We start from the raw sequence: 23,455 nt of genomic DNA, 5'->3' as shown, positions 1-23,455 counted from the left end.
GGGAACCGGCCCGGCCGCGGCGGGTGCGTGTCGGACAGGACCTTCACGTCGTCCAGCTGCTTCCCTCCGTCCGAGCGGCGTGGAGCGGCGCGTGCCCGCCATATTGCGATGAGGCCAGGAGCTGGCCGGCCCGGGGACGGGACGAAACGCGCGGAGTGAACGCATGATGTTGATCGAGGAAACCACCTTTGCCGACGAGGTCTTGCCGGTGGAGGAATTCAAGGCGCATCTGAAGGTCGGGACCGGCTTCGAGGATGACAGCCTGCAGGACGGGACGCTGATCACCTTCCTGCGCGCGGCGCTCTCCGCCATCGAGGCGCGCACCGGCAAGGCGCTGATTGCACGGGATTTCGCCTGGACGATCCATGAATGGGCCAACCCGATGGGCGAGGCTTTTCCGGTGGCGCCGGTGGGGTCGATCGTCGAGATCCGGACACTGGACGCGGATGGCGGCCAGGAGGTGCTGGACACGACGCGCGTGCGGATCGAGGCGGACATGCACCGCCCGATCCTGCGGCCGCGTGGCGCGCTACTGCCCAACGTGCCGGGCTATGGCTCGGTCACGGTGCGGTTCACGGCGGGCATGTCGGCGGATTGGGCCGGGCTGCCGTCGGATCTGCGGCACGCGGTGCTGATGCTGGCCGCGCATTATTACGAATACCGCGACGATACCTCGCTGAGCGACGGTTGCATGCCCTTTGGGGTCACCAGCCTGATCCAGCGCTATCGCCCGCTGCGGCTGACCATGGGGGCGGGCCAATGAGCCGGCCGAGGCTGAACCGCAAGCTGGTGCTGGAAAGCCGCGACCGGGTGCCGGATGGCGCGGGCGGCAAGACGCGCAACTGGGAGGCTCTGGGCACGCTTTGGGCCGAGGTGACGGCGCGGTCTGGGCGGGAGAGATCGAGCGCCGGGCTGCCGGTGTCGCGCAGCAGCTACGAGATCAAGGTGCGCGCGGCGCCGGTGGGCAGCCCGTCGCGGCCGCGCCCGGACCAGCGGTTCCGCGAGGGTGAACGTATCTACGCGATCCGCGCGGTGACCGAGACCGACAGCGGCAGCCGCTACCTGGTTTGCTACGCCGACGAGGAGGTGACCGCATGAGCTATGGCATGGCCGTGGCCCTTCAGAAGGCGGTTTACGAGACGCTGGTGACCGATGCTGCGCTGACGGCGCTGATCGGGTTGCAGGTCTTTGACGCGCCGCCGCCGGGGCAGGTGCCCGACATCTACGTCGCGCTGGGACCCGAGGAGGTGCGCGACCGCTCGGACAAGAGCGGGCGCGGCGCGCTGCACCGGTTCACCCTGTCCGTGGTGGGCGAAGGCGACAGTTTCGCGGCGCTCAAGGAGGTCGCCACGGCGGTGAGCGATGCGCTGGAGGGCGCGGCACCCGCGCTCGACCGGGGCCACCTGGTGGGCCTGTGGTTCGAGCGCGCCAGGGCCCGGCGGACGGGTCCGGCGGGGCGCATCCGCCGGATCGACCTGAGGTTCCGCGCCCGCGTGGAAGACGATCAACCCCAAGCATAACGGGAGACACCATCATGGTTGCCCAGAACGGCAAGGACCTTTTGGTCAAGGTGGACATGACCGGCTCCGGTCAGTTCGAGACATTGGCGGGGCTGCGGGCCACGCGGGTCAGTTTCAACGCCGAGAGCGTGGATGTCACCAGCCTGGAGAGCGAGGGCGGATGGCGCGAGCTGTTGGCGGGCGCCGGGGTGCGGTCGGCGGCGCTGTCGGGGTCGGGGGTGTTCAAGGACGCCACGACGGACGAGCGGGCGCGGGCGATCTTCTTCGATGGTTCGACGCCGGAGTTCCAGGTCATCATCCCGGATTTCGGCGTGGTCGAGGGGGCGTTCCAGGTGACCTCGATCGAATATGCCGGGAGCCATGACGGCGAGGCGACCTACGAGATGGCGATGGCCAGCGCCGGTGCGCTGAGCTTCACGGCGATCTGAGCCATGGCCAATCCTTGGACGGGGGAGGTGGCCCTGGTGGTCGATGGCGAGCGGCGCGTCATGAAGCTGACGCTGGGCGCGCTGGCCGAGCTGGAGGAGGCGCTGGGTGAGGGCGCCATGGTGGAGCTGGTGCAGCGCTTCGAAGGCGGAGGGTTTTCGGCGCGCGACGTTCTGGCGTTGCTGGCGGCGGGGCTGCGCGGGGGCGGTCATGACCTGAGCGCCGAGGCGTTGGGGCGGGCCGATATCGAGGGCGGCCCGATGGCGGCAGCGCGGGCGGCGGCAGAGCTTCTGGCCCGGGCCTTCGTCCTGCCGGAGACGACGTGAGGGCCTTTGACTGGCCCGCGATGATGCGGGCCGGGATGCTGGGGCTGGGCCTGAAACCGGCCGAGTTCTGGGCGCTGACCCCGGCCGAGCTTCGGCTGATGCTGGGGCAAACCGGGGCGGCGGAGCCGCTGAACCGTGCGGGTCTGGATGCGCTTCTGGCGGCCTACCCGGACCATGCGAAGGGATGCGAGAATGGCGGATCTGGACGGGATCGAAGCACTTGACGATCAGGCCGACGCGCTTGGCGACAGCCTGAGCAATGCCGCCGGGATGGCGGCGAGTTTCGACAGCGAGTTGCGCCGGGTCAACGCGGCCTTCGCCGCCACCGGCGCGGGCATCGCGGGGCTGGAGCGCGGCTTGTCCAAGGGGCTGCGGCGGGCGTTCGACGGGGTGATCTTTGACGGCAAGAACCTGTCGGACGCGATGAACACGCTGGCGCAGTCGATGATCCGCACGACCTATTCGGCGGCGATGAAGCCGGTGACGGACCATTTCGGTGGCATGCTGGCCAGTTCGGTCGGCGGGCTTGTCAGCGCGGCGCTGCCCTTTGCGAAGGGCGGGGCGTTCAGCGGCGGGCGGGTGACACCCTTTGCCAATGGTGGCGTGGTCAACGGGCCCACGGGTTTTCCCATGCGCGGCGGCATGGGGCTGATGGGAGAGGCCGGGCCGGAGGCGATCATGCCGCTGGCGCGCGGCCCCGATGGCAAGCTGGGCGTGCGCGGCGCCGGCGGCGGCGGGCCGGTCAACGTGGTGATGAACATCCAGACCCCGGATGTGCAGGGCTTCCAGCGCAGCCAGGGCCAGATCGCAAGCCAGCTGAGCCGGGCGCTTGGCCGTGGCAACCGCAACCGGTGAGGAGGACAGTCCCATGAATTTCCACGAGATCCGCTTTCCTGCTTCGCTCAGTTTCGGTGCCATCGGCGGTCCGGAACGGCGCACGGACATCGTCACGCTGGCCAACGGGTTCGAAGAGCGCAACACGCCCTGGGCGCATTCCCGCAGGCGCTACGACGCCGGGCTGGGGATGCGGTCTCTGGACGATATCGAGCGGGTGATCGCCTTTTTCGAGGCGCGGCAGGGCCAGATGTACGGGTTCCGCTGGAAGGACTGGACCGATTTCAAATCCTGCGCGGCAAGCGCGGTGCCGGGCTTCGGCGACCAGGTGATCGGCACGGGCGACGGGGCCGGGGATACGTTTCAGCTGGTCAAGACCTATGCCTCGGGCGGGTCGAGCTATGCGCGGCCCGTCAAGAAACCGGTGGCGGGGACGGTGCGCATCGGCGTGGACGGGGCGGAGCTGACCGAGGGCAGCGATTTCACCGTGGACGCGACGCGCGGCGAGGTGCTGCTGGCGCAGGCGCCGGCCGCGGGGGCGGAGGTGACCGCCGGGTTCGAATTCGACGTGCCGGTGCGGTTCGAGACGGACCTGGTGCAGGTCTCGGTCGCGACGTTCCAGGCCGGTGAGGCGCCCAATGTGCCTGTGGTCGAGGTTCGGGTCTGATGGCGGGGATGGAGGCAGAGTTCCGCGCACATGTGGCGGCCGGGCTGACCACGCTGGCCCGCTGCTGGGCTCTGACGCGCAAGGACGGGGTGACCTTCGGCTTCACCGACCACGATTGCGAATTGGCCTTCGAGGGGATCACCTTCAAGGCCGACACAGGCCTGTCGGCACGCGCCCTGCAACAAAGCACCGGCCTGTCGGTCGACAACACCGAGGCGATGGGCGCGCTGAGCGATGCGGCCGTCACCGAGGCGGATATCGAGGCGGGCCGGTTCGACGATGCCGAGCTGCGCGCCTGGCTGGTGAACTGGGCCGATCCCGATGTGCGCTGGCTGCAGTTCCGCGGCTCCATCGGCGAGATCCGGCGGTCTGGCGGGGCGTTCACGGCCGAGCTGCGAGGGCTGACGGCGGCGCTGAACCGGCCGATGGGGCGGATCTATCAGAAGCCCTGTACCGCCGTGCTGGGCGACGCCAATTGCGGTTTCGATCTGACCGCGCCGGGTTTCGCGACCGAGGTCGAGGTGGATGACCAGGAGGACGCCCGCCTGTTCCGCTGGCCGGAGCTTGCCGGCTTTGACCCGGGCTGGTTCGCGGGCGGCCGGCTGGAGGTGCTGGACGGCGACGCGGAGGGGCTCTGGGCCTCGGTCAAGAAGGACGTGGTGAAGGATGGCCTGAGGGTCATCGAAGTCTGGGAGCCGCTGCGTGCGCCGGTGACGGTGGGCGACCGGGTCCGTCTGGTGGCGGGCTGCGACAAGCGGTTCGAAACCTGCCGGGAGAAGTTCGACAACCTTCTGAACTTCCAAGGATTTCCGGACATCCCGGGAGAGGACTGGGTGATGGCGGTGCCGAAATCGACCCGGCCCAATACCGGGGGCAGCCGCAGATGAGCCGCGTGGTCGAGATCGCGCGCGGCTGGATCGGCACGCCGTATCGGCACCAGGCGTCGTGCAACGGCGCGGGGACCGATTGCCTGGGCCTGATCCGGGGCGTCTGGCGCGACCTGCTAGGGCCGGAGCCGGCGCAGGTGCCGGCCTATTCGATGGACTGGTCCGAGCCGCAGGGCGAGGAACGGCTTTGGGCCGCGGCCATGGCGCATCTGGTGCCACGGGCGGGCCGGGCCCAGCAGGCGGGCGACGTGGTGCTCTTTCGCATGCGCAGCGGGGCCGTGGCCAAGCACCTGGGGATCGTGTCGGTCCCGCATGAAAGCTTCATCCACGCCTACACCCGGCGTGGCGTGATCGAAAGCTCGATGAGCCAGCCCTGGGCGCGGCGCATCGTGGCGCGGTTTGCATTTCCCGACAGGAGTGGCTGATGGCGACTATCCTTCTCTCGGCGGCCGGGGCCGCCATCGGCGGATCCCTGGGCGGCACGGTCGCGGGACTGTCCACGACGATCCTGGGCCGCGCGGTGGGGGCCACCGTGGGCCGCGTCATCGACCAGTCGCTGCTGGGCGCCGGGGCCGAGCCGGTAGAGACCGGCAAGGTGGACAGGTTCCGCCTGACCAATGCGACGGTGGGCCAGCCGATCACGCAGGTCTACGGGCGGATGCGGGTCGGCGGTCAGGTGATCTGGGCCTCGGATTTCTCCGAAAGCGCCTCGACCACCGGGGGCGGCAAGGGGATGCCGAAGGGGCCGAAGACGACGCAATACAGCTACTCGGTCTCGCTCGCCGTGGCGATCTGCGAGGGCGAGATCGAGCGGGTCGCGCGGATCTGGGCCGACGGTGAAGAGATCGCGCGCGAGGATCTGAACCTGCGGGTTTATTCCGGCACGAAGGATCAGCTGCCCGACCCGGTGATGGAGGCGATCGAGGGCGCGGGGCAGGTGCCGGCCTATCGCGGCACGGCTTACGTGGTGATGGAGGACCTGGAGCTGGAGGCCTTCGGCAACCGGGTGCCGCAATTCTCCTTCGAGGTGATAAGGGGCGAGCAGCCGGGCGCGGAGCTGTATGCCGACGACCCCGAGCACGAGGCGCGGGCGGTGGCGATGATCCCGGGGGCGGGCGAATACGCGCTGGCGACCTCGCAGGTCTACCTGAAGACGGAGTTCGGGGCGCGGCGCATCGCGAACCTGAACGCTGTGTCGCACGTGACAGACATGGCCTATGCGACCGAGGCGCTGGTGGACGAACTGCCGGCCTGCGGCATGGTGTCGATGGTGGTCTGCTGGTTCGGCGACGATCTGCGCTGTGGCACATGCGACCTGCAGCCCAAGGTCGAACAGCAGGAGATGGACGGCGAGGGGATGCCCTGGCTGGTGTCCGGGCTTGGGCGGTTCGAGGCGCTGCTGCTGCCGCGGATCGACGACCGGCCGGTCTATGGCGGGACGCCCTCGGACCAGTCGGTGGTCGAGGGGATCCGGCACCTGCACGACCAGGGTCAGAAGGTGATGTTTTATCCCTTCATCCTGATGGACCAGATGGAGGGCAACACACTGCCTGATCCCTGGACCGGCGGCGCGTCGCAGCCGCCGCTGCCCTGGCGCGGGCGGATCACGCTCTCGGCGGCGCCGGGGCAGGCGGGGTCTCCGGACGGGACGTTGGCGGCGGAGGCGGAGGTCGCGGCGTTTTTCGGTGATGCGCAGGTGTCGGATTTCGTCATCGGGGATGGCGAGGTCACCTATACCGGGCCCGACGAGTGGAGCTTTCGCCGGTTCATCCTGCATTACGCCTGCCTCTGCGCCGCGGCCGGAGGTGTCGAGGCGTTCTGCATCGGATCCGAGCTGCGGTCACTGACACAGATCCGGGGGGCAAGCGGCTTTGTCGTGGTCGACCGGCTGCGGACGCTTGCGGCCGAGGTGCGGGCGATCCTGGGGCCCGACACCAAGATCAGCTATGCCGCCGACTGGTCGGAATATTTCGGCTATCAGCCCGAGGATGGCAGCGGGGACCGGTACTTTCACCTGGATCCGCTCTGGTCCGATCCCGAGATCGATTTCATCGGGATCGACAATTACATGCCGCTGTCGGACTGGCGCGATGGCGAGGATCACCTCGATGCTGAATACGGGTATATCTACAATCCCGATTACCTGCGCGGCAATGTCGAGGGCGGCGAAGGCTATGACTGGTTTTACCAATCCGACGCCGACCGCAAGGCGCAGGCTCGCACGCCGATCAGCGACGGCGCGCATGGCGAGCCCTGGGTCTGGCGCTACAAGGATGTGCGGAACTGGTGGCTGAACCCGCATCACGAGCGTATCGGCGGTGTGCGTCAGGCGCAGCCGACCGGCTGGGTGCCGCAGTCGAAGCCGATCTGGTTCACCGAACTGGGCTGTGCCGCGATCAACAAGGCGACGAACCAGCCGAACAAGTTCCTGGATCCGAAATCCTCGGAATCGAGCCTGCCCTATTTCTCCAACGGGCTGCGCGACGAGCTGATCCAGATGCAGTACCTGCGGGTCATGCTGTCCTACTGGCAGGATCCGGCGCGCAACCCGGTGTCTTCGGAATATGGTGCGCCCATGCTGGACCTGGACCGGTGCTTTGTCTGGTCCTGGGACACACGGCCATTCCCGGTCTACCCCAACAATGGCGACCTGTGGTCGGACGGGTGGAACTATCGCCGGGGGCACTGGATCTCGGGGCGGATCGGGGGGCGGTCGCTGGCCTCGGTCGTGGCCGAGATCTGCCGGAAGGCGGGGCTGACGGCCTATGACGTGTCGGAGCTTTGGGGGTACGTGCGCGGCTACGCGGTCGAGGATGTGGGGGATGCACGGGCGGCGCTGCAGCCGCTGATGCTGCGCTACGGCTTCGACGCGATCGAGCGGGACGGGGTGCTGAAGTTCAAGCTGCGCGACGGGCGCGGGGCTGTGCCGGTGACCGATGACATGCTGGCCGAGAGCCAGGACATCCCCGGCCGGCTGGAACAGACGCGCGAGGCAGAGGTGGAGCTGGCCGGGCGCGTCAGGTTGCGCTTTGTCGAGAGCGAGGCGGATTATGATGTGGTCGCCGAGGAGGCGGTGCTGCCCGACGATGCGACGCATGCGGTGACGTCGAACGACCTGCCGATGTCGATGACCCGGGCCGAGGGGCGTGCCGTGGCCGAACGCTGGCTGGCCGAGGCGCGGGTGGCGCGCGATACACTGCGCCTGGCCCTGCCGCCCTCGGCGCTGGCCCTGGGGGCGGGCGACGTGCTGCGCCTGCCGGTGGAGGCCGGCGAGACCGAGGCGCTTTATCGCGTCGACCGGGTCGAGCTGACCGACCGGCAGCTGATCGAGGCGGTGCGGATCGATCCGGGCGTCTATGAACGGTCCGAAGGGCCCGAAGCCCTGCCGCGGATCCGCAAGGTGCAGCCGCCGATGCCCGTGGAGCCCACCTTCCTCGACCTGCCGCTGATGCGCGGGGACGAGGTGGCGCATGCGCCCTATCTGGCGGTGACGGCGAATCCCTGGCCGGGGGCGGTGGCTCTTTACGCTTCGGATACGGATGAGGCGTACTCTCTGACTCAGGTGATCGAGTCTCGGGCGACCGTGGGGATCACCGAAAGCCAGCTTGACGCCGCCCCGATGGGCATCTGGGACAACGGTCCGGCGTTGCAGGTGCGCCTGTATGGCGGGGCTTTGGAATCGAAGACGGAAGCGGCGCTGCTGAACGGGGCGAACCTGATGGCCATCGGGCCTCAGGCGGGAAGCGGAACCGAAGAGGGCGGCCAATGGGAGCTGTTCCAGTTCCGCGCGGCGCAGCTTGTCGGACCGGATACTTACCTGCTGACAGGTCGGCTGCGTGGCCAGCTGGGCACCGACGGGGTGATGCCGCAAGCCTGGCCGGCGGGATCGCGGGTCGTGCTGATGGACGGTGTGCCGGCGCAGATCGACCTAGCAGCGGCGGCGCGGCGCTACGCGCGGCACTACCGGATCGGACCGGCCCAGCGTGGCTATGACGACCCGTCCTATCGCCACCTGGTGGCCGCCTTCCAGGGCGTCGGGCTGCGGCCCTATGCGCCCTGTCACCTGACGGCTGTGCCCTCGGGCGGCGGGCTGGAGCTTGGCTGGATCCGGCGGACCCGGATCGACGGCGACAGCTGGGAGCTTGAGGACGTGCCGCTGGGTGAAGACAGCGAGAAATACCGCATTCGCATCCGCGCGGGACAGGCCGTGCTGCGTGAGGCCAGCACCGAAAGCCCCGACTGGAGCTATGGCGCGGCCGAACTGGCAGAGGACCTGGCGGCCGGGGCGGACACCTGGGAGGTGGCGCAACTATCGGAACGGTTCGGGCCCGGGCCCTTTGCCCGGGCGAGCCTGGGAGAGCTGACATGAGACCTATACTGCATGGAGACGTAAGCGACGCGGCCCGCGCCCTGCTGGCTGCGCCGAGCGAGGCCCGCGAGCGGCTGTGCCGGCGCATGATCGCCGAGGCCGACGCGGCGCTGAGCCACGTGAACCGCACCGGCACGCTGCACCCGGCCTGGGGCAACGGATCGCTGATGTCGGCGGCGCGCAAGCGGCGTCTGGCGCCCGAGCCCGGGTTCCACGACATGGACTACTGCCGCTGCATGGAGACGGTCCTGTCCTGCCTGATCGAGCACGACGTCGAGCGGATCTGACGTCCCTTGCCCGGCTGCCCGGTCGCGTGGCGGGAGTCGCGGCGGGCCTGGTGCCGGGCCGTTCGCCGACGTGGCGGCAGGGTCACAGCCGGGAAATGATAAAAAGCCTGGGACTTTGGTCTCATTTCCAGGCCTGATCGGGGCCATCACGGATTTGCGTTTCGGGAATTCTCCCTTATGTGACTATTCTAAGGGACAACCCCGAGGAGGCACACCATGGCCGAACCGAAGACGAAGATTTCCCGCGTCGACCCCGTCTGGGACCAGATCACCGAAGATGCGCACCAGGCGGTGCGGGACGAGCCGATCATGGGCGGCCTGATCCATGCCTGCATCCTTCACCACAAGACCCTCGACCGGGCGCTGAGCTATCGATTCGCAGCGAAGCTCAGCTCGAACGAGATGTCGATGGTGATCCTGCGCGAGATCGCGGACGAGGCCTATGCCTCGGCGCCCGAGCTGGTTGAAAGCGCGCGGGCCGATCTTGTCGCGATCTACGAACGCGACCCCGCCTGCCACCGGCTTCTGCAGCCGGTGCTGTTCTTCAAGGGCTTCCAGGCGGTGCAGGCCTATCGCGTCGGCCACTGGCTGTGGCAGCAGGGGCGCTATGACCTGGCCTATTTCGTGCAGATGCGCGTGTCCGAGCTGTTCAGCGTCGACATTCATCCGGCCGCCGTGGTCGGCAAGGGGATCATGATCGACCACGCCCATTCCATCGTCATCGGCGAGACGGCGCGCGTGGGCGACAATGTCTCTTTGCTGCATGGTGTGACGCTGGGCGGAACCGGCAAGGAAGACGGCGACCGCCACCCGAAGATCGAGAACGGCGTGCTGATCGGCGCCGGCGCAAAGGTCTTGGGCAATATTACCGTCGGCCATTGCTCGCGCGTGGCGTCGGGGTCGGTCGTTCTGACCGACGTGCCACCCTGCAAGACCGTCGCCGGGGTTCCGGCGAAGATCGTGGGGGAGGCGGGCTGCGATCAGCCTTCGGTCAAGATGGACCAGATGTTCGCGGGCAAGTGACCGCCGTGACAGGATTTTTGGGAAACGGGGCGGCCAGGTCCGCCCCGTTTTCCTTTGAGCTCAGTACATCATCAGCGCGCCTTCACCCTGCGCTTCGGCATAATAGAGCCGCAGGCGGATGTAGTAGGTCCGGCCCCGAAACAGGCGCTGCGTGATCTTGGCATTGAGGGAAAAGCCGCTGTCGTCGTCGCCCTGAACGTAGTGCGGCTCGCCGTTGATGTCCTCGAACAGCACCATGACCGTGTCCATCCGTCCGAAGGTCTGGATCGTGTAATCCCTTGAGAACTCGGGACGGATCACGAAATCCACCTGCTCGCCCGGGTCGATCCGCAGCTGATGCGACTCGTAGGGGCGCAGTTCGGGCAGATCCGGGTTTTCGGGTGCGGGATAGAGCGCCTTGGCCGTGGCGATGTCGGTGGCCGAAAGGCCCGGCTCGGGGATCAGGGGGCTGGTGCGGTATTCTTCGGGCGACAGGATCAGCCCGGCCTGGAAATGGTAGTGCATGATCGAATTCGGATCCCAGTCCGACCCGTCGGTTTCTGAGCTGGGCAGTTTCGACAGCACGTTGGTGTCGGTCTCTTCGCGCGACCAGTTGTTCGGCGGACCGGTGAAATAGTCATAGACCGCCTCTTCGTCCCAGACGATGCCGGCCTTGGGGTTCTGGTGTTCATGCGAGAACCCCAGCGCATGGCCGATTTCGTGCATCGCCGTGTCGCGCCCGTAAGGCGTGGTCAGATCCCAGCCGAAATTCATCGTGCGCTCCGCCGGATCGGTGATGTAATCGATCGCGACACGGCCAAGGTAGGACCACGACCCGGCATTCTGCTGGAATCCGATGCGGATCTCGGCCTCGCGCGGGTCGGTGACCTCGACGAAATCAAGGCCGATGGGCAGATCCTTCCAGGCCTGAAAGCTGTCGCGCACCACATCCTTGTCGGCATTGGAGCCGCGCCACAGCGCCGGCGTGTCGAGAAAGCAGTAATGCAGCACCGTGTGGTTGACCCATTTGGTGTCCAGCCGAAGCACCATGAACATGCGGTTCGGGTGCAGCCCCGGTTCCACCGGCCGTGGGGGCCGGGGCGGGGCGTTGCAATGGCCGGCAACGGGATCGGCGTCGGCCTTGGCGGATGATGACTTGGTCGGGGTCTTGGCGCGGGCCATGGCGGGCTCCTCCTTGCGCGGAGAGACGTCCAGGGCGCCATGGAGGGACATGCGGGTCTTGAGAACAGGGGCCGCGACACCGGGACTTGGCGCTCGGACACTCGTTAAGAAATGGGGCCGCGACATCCACAGGGTAACGCCGGGTCACAAAGCGACAAAGCGGCAGGGCGCGGAACCGGCAAAATTAACGGGAAATTAACGGGAAATTAAAGAATGGTGCCGGACGCCCCGATGTGAGTTATCCGCTGTCCGGAACATGCCGGCGATACGTGCGTTTGGCCCCTATGAAGTTCCTTGATGCCTGGGGCGACGCCGCCCTGACCACCGCCGGCTATTTCTGGACTGCCTTCTGGGCCTTTTGCTTGGGCTACCTGATCAGCGCGGCAATCCAGCTTTTCGTCAGCCGCGACCGAATGCGCCGCCACATGGGCGATGACGGGCCCAGAAGCATCGGGATGGCGACATTCTTCGGCTTCATCTCGTCCTCCTGCAGCTTTGCCGCGCTGGCAACGGCGCGGTCGCTGTTCGCCAAGGGAGCGGGGTTCATCGCCTCGATGGCCTTCCTGCTGGCCTCGACCAACCTGGTGATCGAGCTGGGTATCGTGATCTCGGTCTTTCTAAGCTGGCATTTCGTCGTGGGCGAATACCTGGGCGGGGTTATCCTGATCGGGGTGACCTGGCTGCTGATCCGGGTCACAGGGCCGCGGAAGCTGATCCAATCGGTGCGCGAACGGCTGGAGGCGGGCGAGCCGGAGGAGGCCGAGGATCCGCGCGATCTGCTGGAGGACCGGCGCCTGTGGGAACGCATGGCGCAGCGCTATGCCGGGGAATGGCAGATGGTCTGGAAGGACGTGACCGTGGGCTTCACCGTGGCCGGGATCATCGCCGCCTTCGTGCCTGCGGAGTTCTACGCGACGCTGTTTCCGGGCACCGGGACCGAGACGGGGCCGACCCTGCTGCAGGTGGTGGCGCAGGCGCTGATCGGGCCGGTTGCGGCCTTTTTCACCTTCATCGGGTCGATGGGGAACATCCCGTTGGCCGGGATCCTGTTCCAGAACGGGGTCAGCGTGGCCGGGGTCATGGCCTTCATCTTCTCGGACCTCGTGGTCTTTCCGGTGATCCGGGTCAACGCCCGGTTCTACGGTTGGAAAATGGCCCTCTATATCGCCGGGGTCTTCCTGTTGGCGCTGGTGGTGACGGCGCTGGTGATCCAGCTGCTGTTCACCGGGATCGGGCTGGACCCGGAACCGGCGCCGCAGGGGATGATGGACCCGGCAGAGCGGTTCGCCATCGACCGGACCTTCTGGCTGAACATTGGGTTTCTGGCGATGAGCCTGGGCTTTGGCTGGCTGATCCGGCAGGCAAAGCGGCGCGCGGCAGAGCAGAGCGGCGGGCATGAGGGCCACGGCGGAGGAGGGCACCATCACCACCATCATGGGGGCGCGTTCGACCGCGTGCTGTACTGGCTGGCCTTGGTGTCCTTCGCCTGGCTGGCCGCGGGCCTCGTCGTGGCGCTGGTGGTGTGAGGGGGCCGGCACTGGGCCGGCCGCCTCTGGTTCGGGATGATCGCCGGGCCGGTCAGGCCAGCATCATCAGCGGGCTTTCCAGGTTCTCGGCGATCGCCTTGAGGAATTCGGCCCCCAGAGCGCCGTCGATGACCCGGTGATCGACCGAGAGCGTCACGGACATCACGGTGGCCGAGGTCAGCTCTCCATCCTTGCCGACGACGGGCTTCTTCACGCCGGCGCCGACCGCGAGGATCGAGCCATGCGGCGGGTTGATGACCGCGTCGAAATTGTCGATCCCGAACATGCCGAGGTTCGACACCGCGAAAGATCCGCCCTGGTATTCATGCGGCGCAAGCTTGCGGTCGCGCGCGCGTGTGGCGAGGTCCTTCATCTCGGCCGACAGCGTCGACAGCGACTTCTGATGCGCGTCCTTCAGGACCGGGGTGAACAGCCCGCCCTCGATCGCGACGGCCACGGCCACGTCCGAGGGTTTGAGCTTGATGATCCGGTCGCCGGCCCAGACGGCATTGGCATCCGGCACCGCCTGCAGCGCGAGCGCCGAGGCCTTGATGATGAAGTCGTTGACCGACAGCTTCACCCCCTTGTCCGCCAGCTGCGCGTTCAGCTCGCCGCGGAATTTCAGCAGCGCGTCGAGCTGGATCTCGCGGCGCAGGTAGAAATGCGGGATGGTCTGCTTGGCCTCGGTGAGACGCGCGGCAATGGTCTTGCGCATCCCGTCCAGCTTGACCTCTTCGGTCTCGCGATCCTCGTACATCTTGGCGACGGCGTCCGAAGACATGCCGGCAGGCGCGGCCGTGGCGGTGGCGGCCTGTGCGGGCGCGTCGGCCTTGGCCTCGGACTTGGCCGCCGGTGCGGCAGAGGCGCCTTCGACATCGGCCTTCACGATGCGGCCATGCGGGCCGGACCCCTTGACCGAGCCGAGGTCCAGACCCTTCTCTGCCGCGATCCGCCGGGCCAGGGGCGAGGCGAAGATGCGCGACCCGTCCGCCCCCTTGGGCGCGGCGGGGGCTGGCGTGTCGGGCTTGGCATCGGGCGTGGCCGCCGGCGTCACCTTGTCGGACTCTGACGAGCCCGCCTCGGCAGGCGCGGGCTCTGGCGCGGCGGAGCCGGACGACGTGTCGATGTCGTCGGCACTTTCGCCCTCTTCCAGCAGCACGGCGATGGGGGTGTTGACCTTCACCCCTTCCGTGCCTTCCTCGATCAGCAGCTTGCCGACCGTGCCTTCGTCGACGGCTTCGAATTCCATCGTCGCCTTGTCGGTTTCGATCTCGGCCAGCAGGTCGCCCGACGACACGGTGTCGCCTTCCTTGACGAGCCACTTGGCCAGTGTCCCTTCCTCCATGGTCGGAGACAGGGCGGGCATCAGGATTTCGGTAGGCATCTGTTCTGCTCCTTACCGATAGGTGACTTTTTTGACGGCTTCGATCACCTCGTCGGTGGTCACGAGCGCCAGCTTTTCCAGGTTCGCCGCATAGGGCATGGGCACGTCCTTGCCGGTGCAGTTGATCACCGGCGCATCGAGATAGTCGAAGGCGCGTTCCATGATCGTGGCCGACAGGTGGTTGCCGATGGAGGCCACGGGCCAGCCCTCTTCGACGGTCACGCAGCGGTTGGTCTTCATCACCGAGGCGAGCACCGTGTCGTAGTCGAGCGGGCGCAGGGTGCGCAGGTCGATGACCTCGGCGTCGATCCCGTCCTCGGCCAGCTTCTCGGCGGCTTCCATGGCAAGGGTCATGCCGATGCCGAAGCTGACGATGGTCACGTCATCGCCCTTCTTCGCGATGCGGGCCTTGCCGAAGGGGATGGTGAAATCGTCCATCACCGGCACGTCGAAGGACTTGCCGTAGAGGATCTCGTTTTCCAGGAAGACGACCGGGTTGGGATCGCGGATCGCGGTCTTCAGCAGGCCCTTCGCATCGGCCGCCGTATAGGGCATGACGACCTTCAGACCGGGCACCTGGCTGTACCACGCGGCGTAATCCTGGCTGTGCTGCGCGCCCACGCGGGCGGCCGCGCCGTTGGGCCCCCGGAACACGATGGGAGAGCCCATCTGCCCGCCGGACATGTAAAGCGTCTTGGCGGCGGAGTTGATGATCTGGTCGATCGCCTGCATTGCGAAGTTCCAGGTCATGAATTCCACGATCGGGCGCAGGCCGCCCCAGGAGGCGCCGACGCCGATCCCGGCAAAGCCGTGTTCGGTGATCGGCGTATCGATCACGCGCTTGGACCCGAATTCGTCCAGCAGGTTCTGGGTGATCTTGTAGGCGCCCTGGTACTCGGCGACTTCCTCGCCCATGACGAACACGGTGTCGTCGCGGCGCATTTCCTCGGCCATGGCCGAGTTCAGCGCCTCGCGCACGGTCATCTTCTGCATCTCGGTGCCTTCGGGCCAGTCCGGGCTGGTGTCCGGCTCGGGCGCCCTGGGCGCGGCTGCGGCGGCGGGCGCCGGCTTTGCCTCGTCGGTCTCTTTCGAATCCGCCTCGGCCGGGGCAGGGGCCGGAGCGCTGGAGGCGGTGTCGATATCCTCCGCGCTCTCACCCTCTTCCAGCAGCACGGCGATCGGCGTGTTGACCTTCACGCCCTCGGTGCCTTCCTCGATCAGGATCTTGCCGACGGTGCCTTCATCGACCGCCTCGAATTCCATCGTCGCCTTGTCGGTTTCGATCTCGGCCAGGATATCGCCGGAGGAGACGGTATCGCCTTCCTTCACCAGCCACTTCGCCAGCGTGCCTTCCTCCATCGTGGGGGAGAGGGCGGGCATGAGAATTTCGGTTGCCATCTGTCGTCTCCTCCTCAGGCGTTCTGCGGTGCGACATCGGTGATGATGTCGGTCCAAAGCTCGTCCGGGTGCGGCTCGGGGCTGTCCTTGGCGAAATCGGCCGAGGCGTTGACCACGGACTTGATTTCCTTGTCGATCGCCTTGAGGTCCTCTTCGGTGGCGTGCTCGCCGGTCAGAAGCAGGTCGCGTACGTGTTCGATCGCGTCCTTCTCCTCGCGGATCTTCTGGACTTCCTCGCGGGTCCGGTACTTGGCCGGGTCCGACATGGAATGGCCGCGGTAGCGGTAGGTCTTCACCTCGAGGATGTAGGGGCCTTCGCCCGAGCGGCAGTGCTTCACCGCCTTCTCGCCCGCGGCCTTCACCGCCAGCACATCCATCCCGTCGACCGCCTCGCCGGGGATGCCAAAGGCCTCGCCCCGGGTGTGGATGTCGGCCGAGGAGGTCGAGCGCTTCTGCGCGGTGCCCATGGCGTACTGGTTGTTCTCGATCACGAAGATCACCGGCAGCTTCCACAGCGAAGCCATGTTGAAGGTCTCGTAGACCTGGCCCTGGTTGGCGGCGCCGTCACCGAAATAGGTGAACGTCACCCGGTCGTTGCCCAGGTACTTGTCGGCAAAGGCCAGCCCCGCGCCCAGCGGCACGTTGGCGCCGACGATGCCGTGGCCGCCGTAGAAGTCTTTCTCCTTCGAGAACATGTGCATCGACCCGCCCTTGCCGCTGGAATAGCCGCCTTCGCGGCCCGTCAGCTCGGCCATGACGCCGTTGGGGTCCATGCCGCAGGCCAGCATGTGACCGTGGTCTCGGTAGGTGGTGATCCGCTTGTCGCCCTCTTCGGCGGCGGCCTCCAGGCCGACGACAACGGCCTCCTGTCCGATATAGAGGTGGCAGAAGCCACCGATGAGACCCATGCCATAAAGCTGGCCGGCCTTTTCCTCGAATCGGCGGATAAGCAGCATGTCCTTGTAAAAGGCCTTGAGCTCATCGGCGGATACGTTGGGTTTCCTGGTGGTTCTCCGGGCTGCCATCGCGAGCGCTCCCCTCCGCAGAATAATAGTTCAACGTTAAACTATCTCTAACGTAAAAGCCGGAAACAGGCGAGGGGTAATCTGACGCTCTGTCCCATCCCCCCGCCGCGACCGGCCGTGACGCCCTTTCAGCTAGCGCGCAAAGGGCAAAGACAAGCATGACTTCCCTGCATCGCTCATGCAACAGCCGCAATCGCGGGGCCCGCGCAAACAGGTGGCGCGGCCAGGCAATTCACCGGGCAAACGGGGCAGGGGATCAGCGGATGACGATCTCGTCCGCGCGCAAAAGGCCAAGGACCGAGCGCGCCTGTTCGTCCAGCAGGTCGAGATCGAGATAGGTGTCCGAGAGGCGGCGGGTCAGGTTGTCCATCCGCTCCACCTCGGCTTGCAGGCGCTTGAGATCCTGGCTCAGCGCCTCGGCTTCGGCGGCGATCTCGACCCGTCGGAACAGCCCGAAATCCCCCTGCACGGCGGCAAAGGTGAAGTAGATCCCCAGGGCGAAGGCCAGGGCGAAATAGATCAGCGCGCCGAAGGACGGACGGGTGTTACGGGATACGCTCATATGCCTCTGTGCCCGGTTTTGCGAATGGGCTTTAGATCACTATTGCACAGGCGATTCGCCGTGTGAATCAAAAAATCGGCCCGCGCGCCCTTGCCAGCAAGGGACCCACGCACCGCACTCCCCGCCCGATACGCCATCCCCGGGGCAGGAAAAAGGGGCCTGCCGTACCTGGCACGCCCCTGTCTTCTTCTTGGCAAAAATACCTCCCGCCGGAGGCCATGCCGCAAAGCGGCATTCCCGGCGAAGGTGTCAGCCGGCCACCGACGCGGCGTGAATGCTGTCCACCGCCTCGCCCAGCATCTTGTCGAACGCCGCGTCGCTCTGCTGCGCCGAAAGCCCCTCGGTCAGCGCGCGCGAGAAGCTGGCGATGATGCCGGTGTTCTCTGCCAGCTTCGCATTGGCCTCGTCACGCGAATAGCCGCCCGACAGCGCCACGACCTTCAGCACCTTGGGGTGATCGACCAGCACCTTGTAGGTGTTGGCCACCTCGGGCAGCGTCAGCTTCAGCATGACGATCTGATCGTCGGGCAGGGCGTCCAGCCCGGCCAGGATCTCGGTCTTCAGCATCTCCTCGGCCTCGGCCTTGTCGGGGATCGAGATGGTGACTTCCGGCTCGAGGATCGGCACCAGCCCGTGCGCGAGGATCTCCTTGCCGATCTCGAACTGCTGGTCGACGATCGCCTTGATCCCCACCGGATCGGCCGCGTCCACGACCGAACGCATCTTGGTGCCGAACATGGCCTTTTCCACCGCGCGCTCCAGCAGCGCGTCGAGGCCGGGGATCGGCTTCATCAGCTTCACGCCGTTCTCGGCATCGGCCAGCCCCTTGTCGACCTTCAGGAAGGGCACGACACCGCATGTTTCCCACAGGTACTGGCCGGTGGGTGTGCCGTCGATCTCGCGGTCCATGGTCTGTTCGAACAGGATCGCGCCGACGATCTTGTCGCCGGTGAAGGCGGGCGACTTGATGATCCGCGCGCGCATCTCGTGGATCAGATCGAACATCTCGCTTTCCGAGCCATAAGCATCTTCCTCGATGCCGTAGAGGCGCAGCGCCTTGGGGGTGGAGCCGCCGCTCTGGTCCAGCGCGGCGATGAAGCCCTGGCCTTTCGAGATCTTGTCGGTCTGGGTGGAATTGGGCATGTGAAATGTCCGCCTGTTGTCTTTTTCCCGGCGCATGCGCCGGAAAAGGAGTTGCCGCCTGTGGTGGTCTGGCCCGGTTCTAGGCGACCGCCGGTGACGTTGCAATTGAGTTGGCGCTAACGTACTGGTCCTGCCCGCTATTTCAGCTGCGCGGGCAGGTCCTTGTCGATCCAGTCGCGCAGCACCCCGTTGTCGAGGCTGGCGGCCTCGGCGGCCCAGGCCGCGGCGTCGCCGCGCAGGCGCATCAGCTCGGTGATCTCGTCGCGCATCGCGGCACCCGAGGCATCGCCGGCGGCCGCCGCCATCGCCGCCCAGTACCAGGCCGCGCGGTAGGAGCGGTATCGCCCGGTGCCGGTCAGGAAGCCCCGCGCCGCGCGCCGCATCTCCAGAACCGATCCGTAAAGCGCGGGATCGGGTCCGGCGGGCGAGGCATCGGCCTGCATGGCCATCATCCGCGCGAACGGGGTCCCGCGCTCGGCCCGGTCAAGCACGGCCAGCGCGCCGGGATAGGCGGCGGCCGCGGCGCGCATGGCGTGGCCATAGGCGGTTTCGGGGTCGTCAGCGGCCAGCGCCTCGGCCACGAGGAACGCGGCCTCGGCATTGCCCTGGCGCGAGGCCTGGGCGAGCAGGTTCAGCCCGCTGGTCAGGTTGCGCGGCGCGCCCACGCCGGTCAGCATCGCCCGGCCCAATTCCAGCGCGTTGTCGGGCAGCGCATCCGTCTCCAGCGCGGCCCTGAGCTCGGCGACGGGGATCACCCGGTCGAGCCGGGGCGCATGGTGCCCCGCGACCGGGGCGAGCGCGTCGAAGAGCGGCTGGAATTCGGCGGCGCTGTCCTCGTCGATGCGGAACGGTGGGCGGGCGATGCCGGTGGCCAGCACCACGCGGCGGTTCCCCTCGGCAAAGCCGCGCGCGGCGGCGCCGGCCTCGGCCGCGAAGCGCTGCTGCGCCTCCGAAAGCTGCGCCGCGTCAATCCCGTTGGCCTCGTCCAGCATTTCGGCCACGGCACCGGCGACCAGCGCCTGCAGCGCCTCGGGCGCGCGCATGTCGGGCGGCATCAGCCGCTGCGCCATGGTCCAGGCGCCCCGGTCGTCCAGCGTGACATGGGCCGCGTTCAGCTCCAGCGCCATCTGCGGCTCTTCGGTGGCGGGATCGACGCGGAAGCTGATGTAATCGGCATCCACGAAGGCCTCGATCGCGGCGACGTTGTCGAGATCGCCGGCCAGGTCGATGATCGCGCCGCCGGAGGCGTAATCATAGCGCAGCCCGATATCGGCGCGCGGCATGGTCAGCCGGTCGAGCCCGACGCCCATGACCAGCGCCCGCGCTTCGGCCGGCAGGCAGCCCAGGCCAAGCTCCATGTCGTCAAGGGACATCCGCAGGCGCATCGCCTCGGGCCGGTCCAGCGGCTGGCCCGCGATGGTGACACGGCCGGCGGTGACGATGCAGGCACCGGGCGGCAGCCCGGGCAGGTAGGGGCGGATGTCGAGGTCAAGCAGCGTCATCCGCGCGGCCAGCGGGTCAAGGCTGACCTGGCCATAGCGGATATCGGCAAAGAGCCGCGCGCTGCTCATCACCATCTGCATCGCGGCGGTGGAGATTCGGTCGAGGGTGAGAATGTCGAAGAGCCCCGGGCGCGCTGCCGCCGTGGTCTGCGAAGGCTCGGCCGGGCCGGCCGGCGCGGCACTGTCCTGCGCGACAAGCGGCGCAGGCAGGACAAGCGCGAGCGACAGCAGGGCTGCGCCGAGGCGGCGGGGATGAGGGCGGGAGAAACGAGGGTTGGAACGAATGAACATGACGAAATGATCCTTGGGCCGGTCTGAATGGCGCAAGGGTACCCCGATTCGTTCGAATGCTCCTAACCGGAGCGGTATTGCGGTGCCGGGCGGAAGCCACGGGGGACGGGATTTCGGGACCAAAGACCGAAGCCCCCGGCCCGCAAAGGGGGCACCCGCCGCCGTGTCGGGCGGCAGGTGCGCGCGCGGTCAGGCCGCGTCGAGCGCCGCGACGCCGGGCAGGGTCTTGCCTTCCATCCATTCCAGGAAGGCGCCGCCGGCGGTCGAGATATAGGTGAAGCTGTCCGCCGCGCCGGCCTGGTTCAGCGCCGCGACGGTGTCACCGCCGCCCGCGACCGAGGTCAGGCTGCCGGACACGGTCAGCTTGGCCGCCGTCTGTGCTGCGGCGTTGGTGGCCGCGTCGAAGGGCGCGATCTCGAACGCGCCAAGCGGGCCGTTCCAGATCAGCGTCTTGGCGTTCTCCAGCGTGGCGGCGATCTTCTTTACTGTGTCCGGCCCGGCATCGAGGATCATCGCGTCGGCGGGGCAGGCGTAGGCGGGCACGGTCTCGTTCTCGGCGCCGGCCTTGAACTCGCGCGCCACGACCACGTCGGTGGGCAGGATGATCTCGCATCCCGCGGCCTCGGCCTTGGTCATGATCTCGGACGCGGTGCCGGTCATGTCATGTTCGGCCAGCGATTTGCCCACGTCGATGCCCTGGGCGGCGAGGAAGGTGTTGGCCATGCCGCCACCGATCACCAGGTGATCGACCTTGCCCACCAGGTTGCCCAGCAGGTCCAGCTTGGTCGACACTTTCGCGCCACCGACCACGGCCACCACCGGGCGCACCGGATCGCCAAGCGCGGCTTCCAGCGCTGACAGTTCGGCCTGCATCAGCCGGCCGGCGCAGGCGGGCAGAAGGCGCGCCAGCGCCTCGGTCGAGGCATGGGCGCGGTGGGCGGCAGAGAAGGCATCGTTGCAATAGATATCCCCCAGCGCGGCGAAATCCGCCGCCAGGTCGGCGTCGTTCTTCTCTTCGCCCGGGTAGAAGCGCGTGTTTTCCAGCAGCACCACGCCGCCGGGCGCGACCGCCTCGATCGCGGCCTGCGCGGCGGGGCCGCGGCAATCGGCGGCAAACGTCACGGGCAGGCCCGAGGCGGCCTCAAGCGCCGCCACCACCGGGCGTAGCGACATCTCGGGCACCACGGCGCCCTTGGGCCGGCCGAAATGCGCCAGCAGGACGGGTGTGCCGCCCGCGGCGACGATGTCCTTCAGGGTGGGCACGATGCGGTCGATCCGGGTGGCGTCGGTGACGCGGCCGTCGTCCATGGGCACGTTCAGGTCGACGCGGGTCAGGACCCGCTTGCCGCTCAGTTCCATGTCGTCGAGGGATTTCCAGGCCATGGGGTCCTCCTGTCGGGATGATCAGCGCTAGTTCACCGCTCTGGGCGCGGGGGTCAATGCCCGGCTTGGCAATCGCTCGCCCGGGGCTTAGGTATCGGTCCGACTGTGACAGGAGAGACCCATGGCCGAGATCAAGGACCCGGAGAACACCATCATCGTGGAGCTGAAGGACGGAAACGTCGTCATCGAGCTTCTCAACGACGTGGCACCCGCCCATACCGAGCGGATGAAGGAGCTGGCCCGCGCCGGCCATTACGACAACGTCTGCTTTCACCGCGTCATCGACGGCTTCATGGCCCAGACCGGCGACGTGAAGCATGGCGACATGGAAGACGGCTTCAACCTGCGCATGGCGGGCACGGGCGGCTCGGACCTGCCGGACCTGCCGGCGGAATTTTCCAAGCTGCCGCATGACCGTGGGACGCTGGGCGCGGCACGCTCGCAGAACCCGAATTCGGCCAACAGCCAGTTCTTCATCAACTTCAAGGACAACCACTTCCTCAACGGCCAGTACACCGTCTATGGCCGCGTGATCGAGGGGATGGAACATGTCGACGCGATCACCCGGGGCGAGCCGCCCGCAAGCCCGGACCGCATGATCAGCGTCAAGGTGGCCGCAGATGCGTAAGCTTGCCTGCGCCTCCGCCCTGGCCCTGCTGGTGGCTGGGCCCGCCCTGGCCACCGGGCTGGAGATCGAGATCGCCGGTGAAGGCGCCAACGGCACCGTGACCGTCGAGCTCTTCGACGACGTGGCCCCGCAGCATGTCGAGCGGATCACCACCCTGGCGGAAGAGGGCGCCTATGACGGCGTCTATTTCCACCGCGTGATCGAGGGCTTCATGGCCCAGACCGGCGACGTCGAGTTCGGCAAGGAAGGTCAGGACATGCGCATGGCCGGCCGTGGCGGATCCGACTACCCGGACCTGCCGGCGGAATTCTCGGACGAGGATTTCGACCGCGGCGTGATCGGCATGGCCCGGTCGCAGAACCCGGATTCGGCCAACAGCCAGTTCTTCATCATGTTCGCGCCGGCGCCCCACCTGAACGGGCAATACACCGTGGTGGGCCGGGTGACCGACGGGATGGACGTGGTCGACGCGATCAAGCGCGGCGAAGGGTCGAACGGCGCGGTCATCGGCGCGCCCGACCGCATGGTTTCGGTCACCGTCACCGAGTGATACCAAGGGGCGCGGGTCGGGTGATCCGCGCCGCTTTTCCCTGTCCCGGCCGATCCGTTCGACCGGGGTCACGAGACAGGCAGACGCAGCCGGGCAGCCATGGAAGACGACGAGCAGGCCTTCAAGGCATCCGCGATAGACGCGGTCACCGATACGGTCGAGTTCTTCGACCATCTGCTGGCGGGCCTGACGGCGCTGTCGCCGATCCTGCTGACACTTGTGGCCCTGATCGTGATCAACGGCCTGATCATCGGGCGCCTGCAGGGCTGGTCCCGTGGCGACGCGATCTACCACGCCTTCATCAATGCAACGACAGTCGGCTACGGCGATTTCCGTCCCACCCACGGGCTGGCCAAGGTCCTCTCGGTTGTGAACGCATTTCTCGGGTTGCTCCTGACTGGTGTCTTCGTCGGCGCCGGGGTTTTCGCCGTGGAACTTGCGGTTCAGATCGCTCCGTGACAGGCTGAGTCCCGCGCCCGGCCAAGGTTCGGGCCCCACTTGCCCACCCAAACGCCCGGATTTTTCCCAGGCGCGGGGCCCGGTTGCGCAGATTGGCGCGGTTA

Annotated in this window: 25 protein-coding genes; 17 read left to right on the top strand and 8 right to left on the bottom strand. The window is 67.3% G+C overall.

What is annotated here, in order from left to right:
- Positions 1-163 precede the first annotated feature (163 nt).
- The 13 genes from ATO3_RS02140 (at position 164) to cysE (ending at position 10,339) form a co-directional block, all read left to right on the top strand.
- Positions 164-763 (top strand): head-tail connector protein, encoded by a 600-nt coding sequence (locus ATO3_RS02140; RefSeq protein WP_088648139.1) that lies wholly within the window; start codon positions 164-166, stop codon positions 761-763.
- Positions 760-1,098 (top strand): phage head closure protein, encoded by a 339-nt coding sequence (locus tag ATO3_RS02135; RefSeq protein WP_088648138.1) that lies wholly within the window; start codon positions 760-762, stop codon positions 1,096-1,098. Before ATO3_RS02140 ends, ATO3_RS02135 begins: the two co-directional genes overlap by 4 nt.
- The gene (locus ATO3_RS02130; protein ID WP_088648137.1) at positions 1,095-1,520 is read left to right on the top strand and encodes a DUF3168 domain-containing protein; all 426 of its coding nucleotides are present in this window, start codon (positions 1,095-1,097) and stop codon (positions 1,518-1,520) included. Before ATO3_RS02135 ends, ATO3_RS02130 begins: the two co-directional genes overlap by 4 nt.
- Positions 1,521-1,534: 14 nt before the next feature.
- A complete protein-coding gene (locus ATO3_RS02125; protein WP_088648136.1) occupies positions 1,535-1,948 on the top strand; it encodes a phage major tail protein, TP901-1 family in 414 nt (137 codons plus the stop codon).
- Between the two features lie 3 nt (positions 1,949-1,951).
- Positions 1,952-2,272 carry a gene transfer agent family protein gene (locus ATO3_RS02120; protein ID WP_088648135.1) on the top strand — a complete coding sequence of 107 codons (321 nt, stop codon included), beginning with the start codon at positions 1,952-1,954 and terminating at the stop codon, positions 2,270-2,272.
- A complete protein-coding gene (locus ATO3_RS02115; protein WP_088648134.1) occupies positions 2,269-2,496 on the top strand; it encodes a rcc01693 family protein in 228 nt (75 codons plus the stop codon). The genes ATO3_RS02120 and ATO3_RS02115 overlap by 4 nt, the downstream gene beginning before the upstream one ends.
- Positions 2,465-3,127 (top strand): phage tail tape measure protein, encoded by a 663-nt coding sequence (locus ATO3_RS02110; RefSeq protein ID WP_088648133.1) that lies wholly within the window; start codon positions 2,465-2,467, stop codon positions 3,125-3,127. Before ATO3_RS02115 ends, ATO3_RS02110 begins: the two co-directional genes overlap by 32 nt.
- Before the next feature lie 13 nt (positions 3,128-3,140).
- The gene (locus ATO3_RS02105; protein WP_088648132.1) at positions 3,141-3,773 is read left to right on the top strand and encodes a DUF2460 domain-containing protein; all 633 of its coding nucleotides are present in this window, start codon (positions 3,141-3,143) and stop codon (positions 3,771-3,773) included.
- Positions 3,773-4,660, top strand: a complete 888-nt coding sequence (locus tag ATO3_RS02100; protein WP_088648131.1) for a DUF2163 domain-containing protein — start codon at positions 3,773-3,775, stop codon at positions 4,658-4,660. Before ATO3_RS02105 ends, ATO3_RS02100 begins: the two co-directional genes overlap by 1 nt.
- Complete coding sequence (locus ATO3_RS02095; protein WP_088648130.1) at positions 4,657-5,085, top strand: NlpC/P60 family protein; 429 nt, start codon at positions 4,657-4,659, stop codon at positions 5,083-5,085. Before ATO3_RS02100 ends, ATO3_RS02095 begins: the two co-directional genes overlap by 4 nt.
- A complete protein-coding gene (locus ATO3_RS02090; protein ID WP_088648129.1) occupies positions 5,085-9,029 on the top strand; it encodes a baseplate multidomain protein megatron in 3,945 nt (1,314 codons plus the stop codon). Before ATO3_RS02095 ends, ATO3_RS02090 begins: the two co-directional genes overlap by 1 nt.
- Complete coding sequence (locus ATO3_RS02085; RefSeq protein ID WP_088648128.1) at positions 9,026-9,316, top strand: DUF7742 family protein; 291 nt, start codon at positions 9,026-9,028, stop codon at positions 9,314-9,316. The genes ATO3_RS02090 and ATO3_RS02085 overlap by 4 nt, the downstream gene beginning before the upstream one ends.
- Positions 9,317-9,532: 216 nt before the next feature.
- The gene (gene cysE, locus ATO3_RS02080; RefSeq protein ID WP_088648127.1) at positions 9,533-10,339 is read left to right on the top strand and encodes a serine O-acetyltransferase; all 807 of its coding nucleotides are present in this window, start codon (positions 9,533-9,535) and stop codon (positions 10,337-10,339) included.
- Between the two features lie 60 nt (positions 10,340-10,399).
- Here cysE and ATO3_RS02075 read toward each other — a convergent pair whose 3' ends face one another.
- Positions 10,400-11,500 (bottom strand): M12 family metallopeptidase, encoded by a 1,101-nt coding sequence (locus tag ATO3_RS02075; protein ID WP_088648696.1) that lies wholly within the window; start codon positions 11,498-11,500, stop codon positions 10,400-10,402.
- A gap of 284 nt (positions 11,501-11,784) precedes the next feature.
- Here ATO3_RS02075 and ATO3_RS02070 point away from each other — a divergent pair, with 284 nt between their 5' ends.
- The gene (locus ATO3_RS02070; protein WP_198963188.1) at positions 11,785-13,026 is read left to right on the top strand and encodes a permease; all 1,242 of its coding nucleotides are present in this window, start codon (positions 11,785-11,787) and stop codon (positions 13,024-13,026) included.
- 52 nt (positions 13,027-13,078) lie between these two features.
- Here ATO3_RS02070 and ATO3_RS02065 read toward each other — a convergent pair whose 3' ends face one another.
- The 7 genes from ATO3_RS02065 to ATO3_RS02035 form a co-directional block, all read right to left on the bottom strand.
- On the bottom strand, positions 13,079-14,410 hold the full coding sequence (locus ATO3_RS02065; RefSeq protein WP_088648125.1) for a pyruvate dehydrogenase complex dihydrolipoamide acetyltransferase: 1,332 nt from the start codon (positions 14,408-14,410) through the stop codon (positions 13,079-13,081).
- A 12-nt stretch (positions 14,411-14,422) separates the two neighbouring features.
- Positions 14,423-15,808, bottom strand: coding sequence for a pyruvate dehydrogenase complex E1 component subunit beta (locus ATO3_RS02060; RefSeq protein WP_088648124.1), 1,386 nt, complete (start codon positions 15,806-15,808; stop codon positions 14,423-14,425).
- A gap of 14 nt (positions 15,809-15,822) precedes the next feature.
- Entirely contained in the window at positions 15,823-16,833 is a 1,011-nt protein-coding gene (pdhA, locus tag ATO3_RS02055; protein WP_088648123.1) for a pyruvate dehydrogenase (acetyl-transferring) E1 component subunit alpha, read from the bottom strand.
- A 256-nt stretch (positions 16,834-17,089) separates the two neighbouring features.
- Complete coding sequence (locus tag ATO3_RS02050; RefSeq protein WP_088648122.1) at positions 17,090-17,395, bottom strand: FtsB family cell division protein; 306 nt, start codon at positions 17,393-17,395, stop codon at positions 17,090-17,092.
- A gap of 249 nt (positions 17,396-17,644) precedes the next feature.
- Positions 17,645-18,538 (bottom strand): fructose bisphosphate aldolase, encoded by an 894-nt coding sequence (locus ATO3_RS02045; protein WP_088648121.1) that lies wholly within the window; start codon positions 18,536-18,538, stop codon positions 17,645-17,647.
- A 137-nt stretch (positions 18,539-18,675) separates the two neighbouring features.
- Positions 18,676-20,331 (bottom strand): hypothetical protein, encoded by a 1,656-nt coding sequence (locus tag ATO3_RS02040; protein ID WP_088648120.1) that lies wholly within the window; start codon positions 20,329-20,331, stop codon positions 18,676-18,678.
- Positions 20,332-20,520: 189 nt separating this feature from the next.
- Complete coding sequence (locus ATO3_RS02035) at positions 20,521-21,714, bottom strand: phosphoglycerate kinase (RefSeq protein WP_088648119.1); 1,194 nt, start codon at positions 21,712-21,714, stop codon at positions 20,521-20,523.
- A 121-nt stretch (positions 21,715-21,835) separates the two neighbouring features.
- Between ATO3_RS02035 and ATO3_RS02030 the strand changes: the two genes are divergently transcribed.
- From ATO3_RS02030 to ATO3_RS02020, 3 genes are all read left to right on the top strand, one after another.
- Positions 21,836-22,342 (top strand): peptidylprolyl isomerase, encoded by a 507-nt coding sequence (locus ATO3_RS02030; protein WP_088648118.1) that lies wholly within the window; start codon positions 21,836-21,838, stop codon positions 22,340-22,342.
- Entirely contained in the window at positions 22,335-22,892 is a 558-nt protein-coding gene (locus tag ATO3_RS02025) for a peptidylprolyl isomerase (RefSeq protein WP_088648117.1), read from the top strand. The genes ATO3_RS02030 and ATO3_RS02025 overlap by 8 nt, the downstream gene beginning before the upstream one ends.
- A 99-nt stretch (positions 22,893-22,991) precedes the next feature.
- Positions 22,992-23,351 carry a potassium channel family protein gene (locus ATO3_RS02020; RefSeq protein WP_088648116.1) on the top strand — a complete coding sequence of 120 codons (360 nt, stop codon included), beginning with the start codon at positions 22,992-22,994 and terminating at the stop codon, positions 23,349-23,351.
- Positions 23,352-23,455: the final 104 nt, after the last annotated feature.

Origin of the sequence: Marinibacterium profundimaris (assembly GCF_002210095.1) — a bacterium.
Classification (GTDB): domain Bacteria; phylum Pseudomonadota; class Alphaproteobacteria; order Rhodobacterales; family Rhodobacteraceae; genus Marinibacterium; species Marinibacterium profundimaris.
The sequence above is the reverse complement of the archived record's forward strand: the minus strand, read 5'-3'. Positions and strand labels throughout refer to the sequence as shown.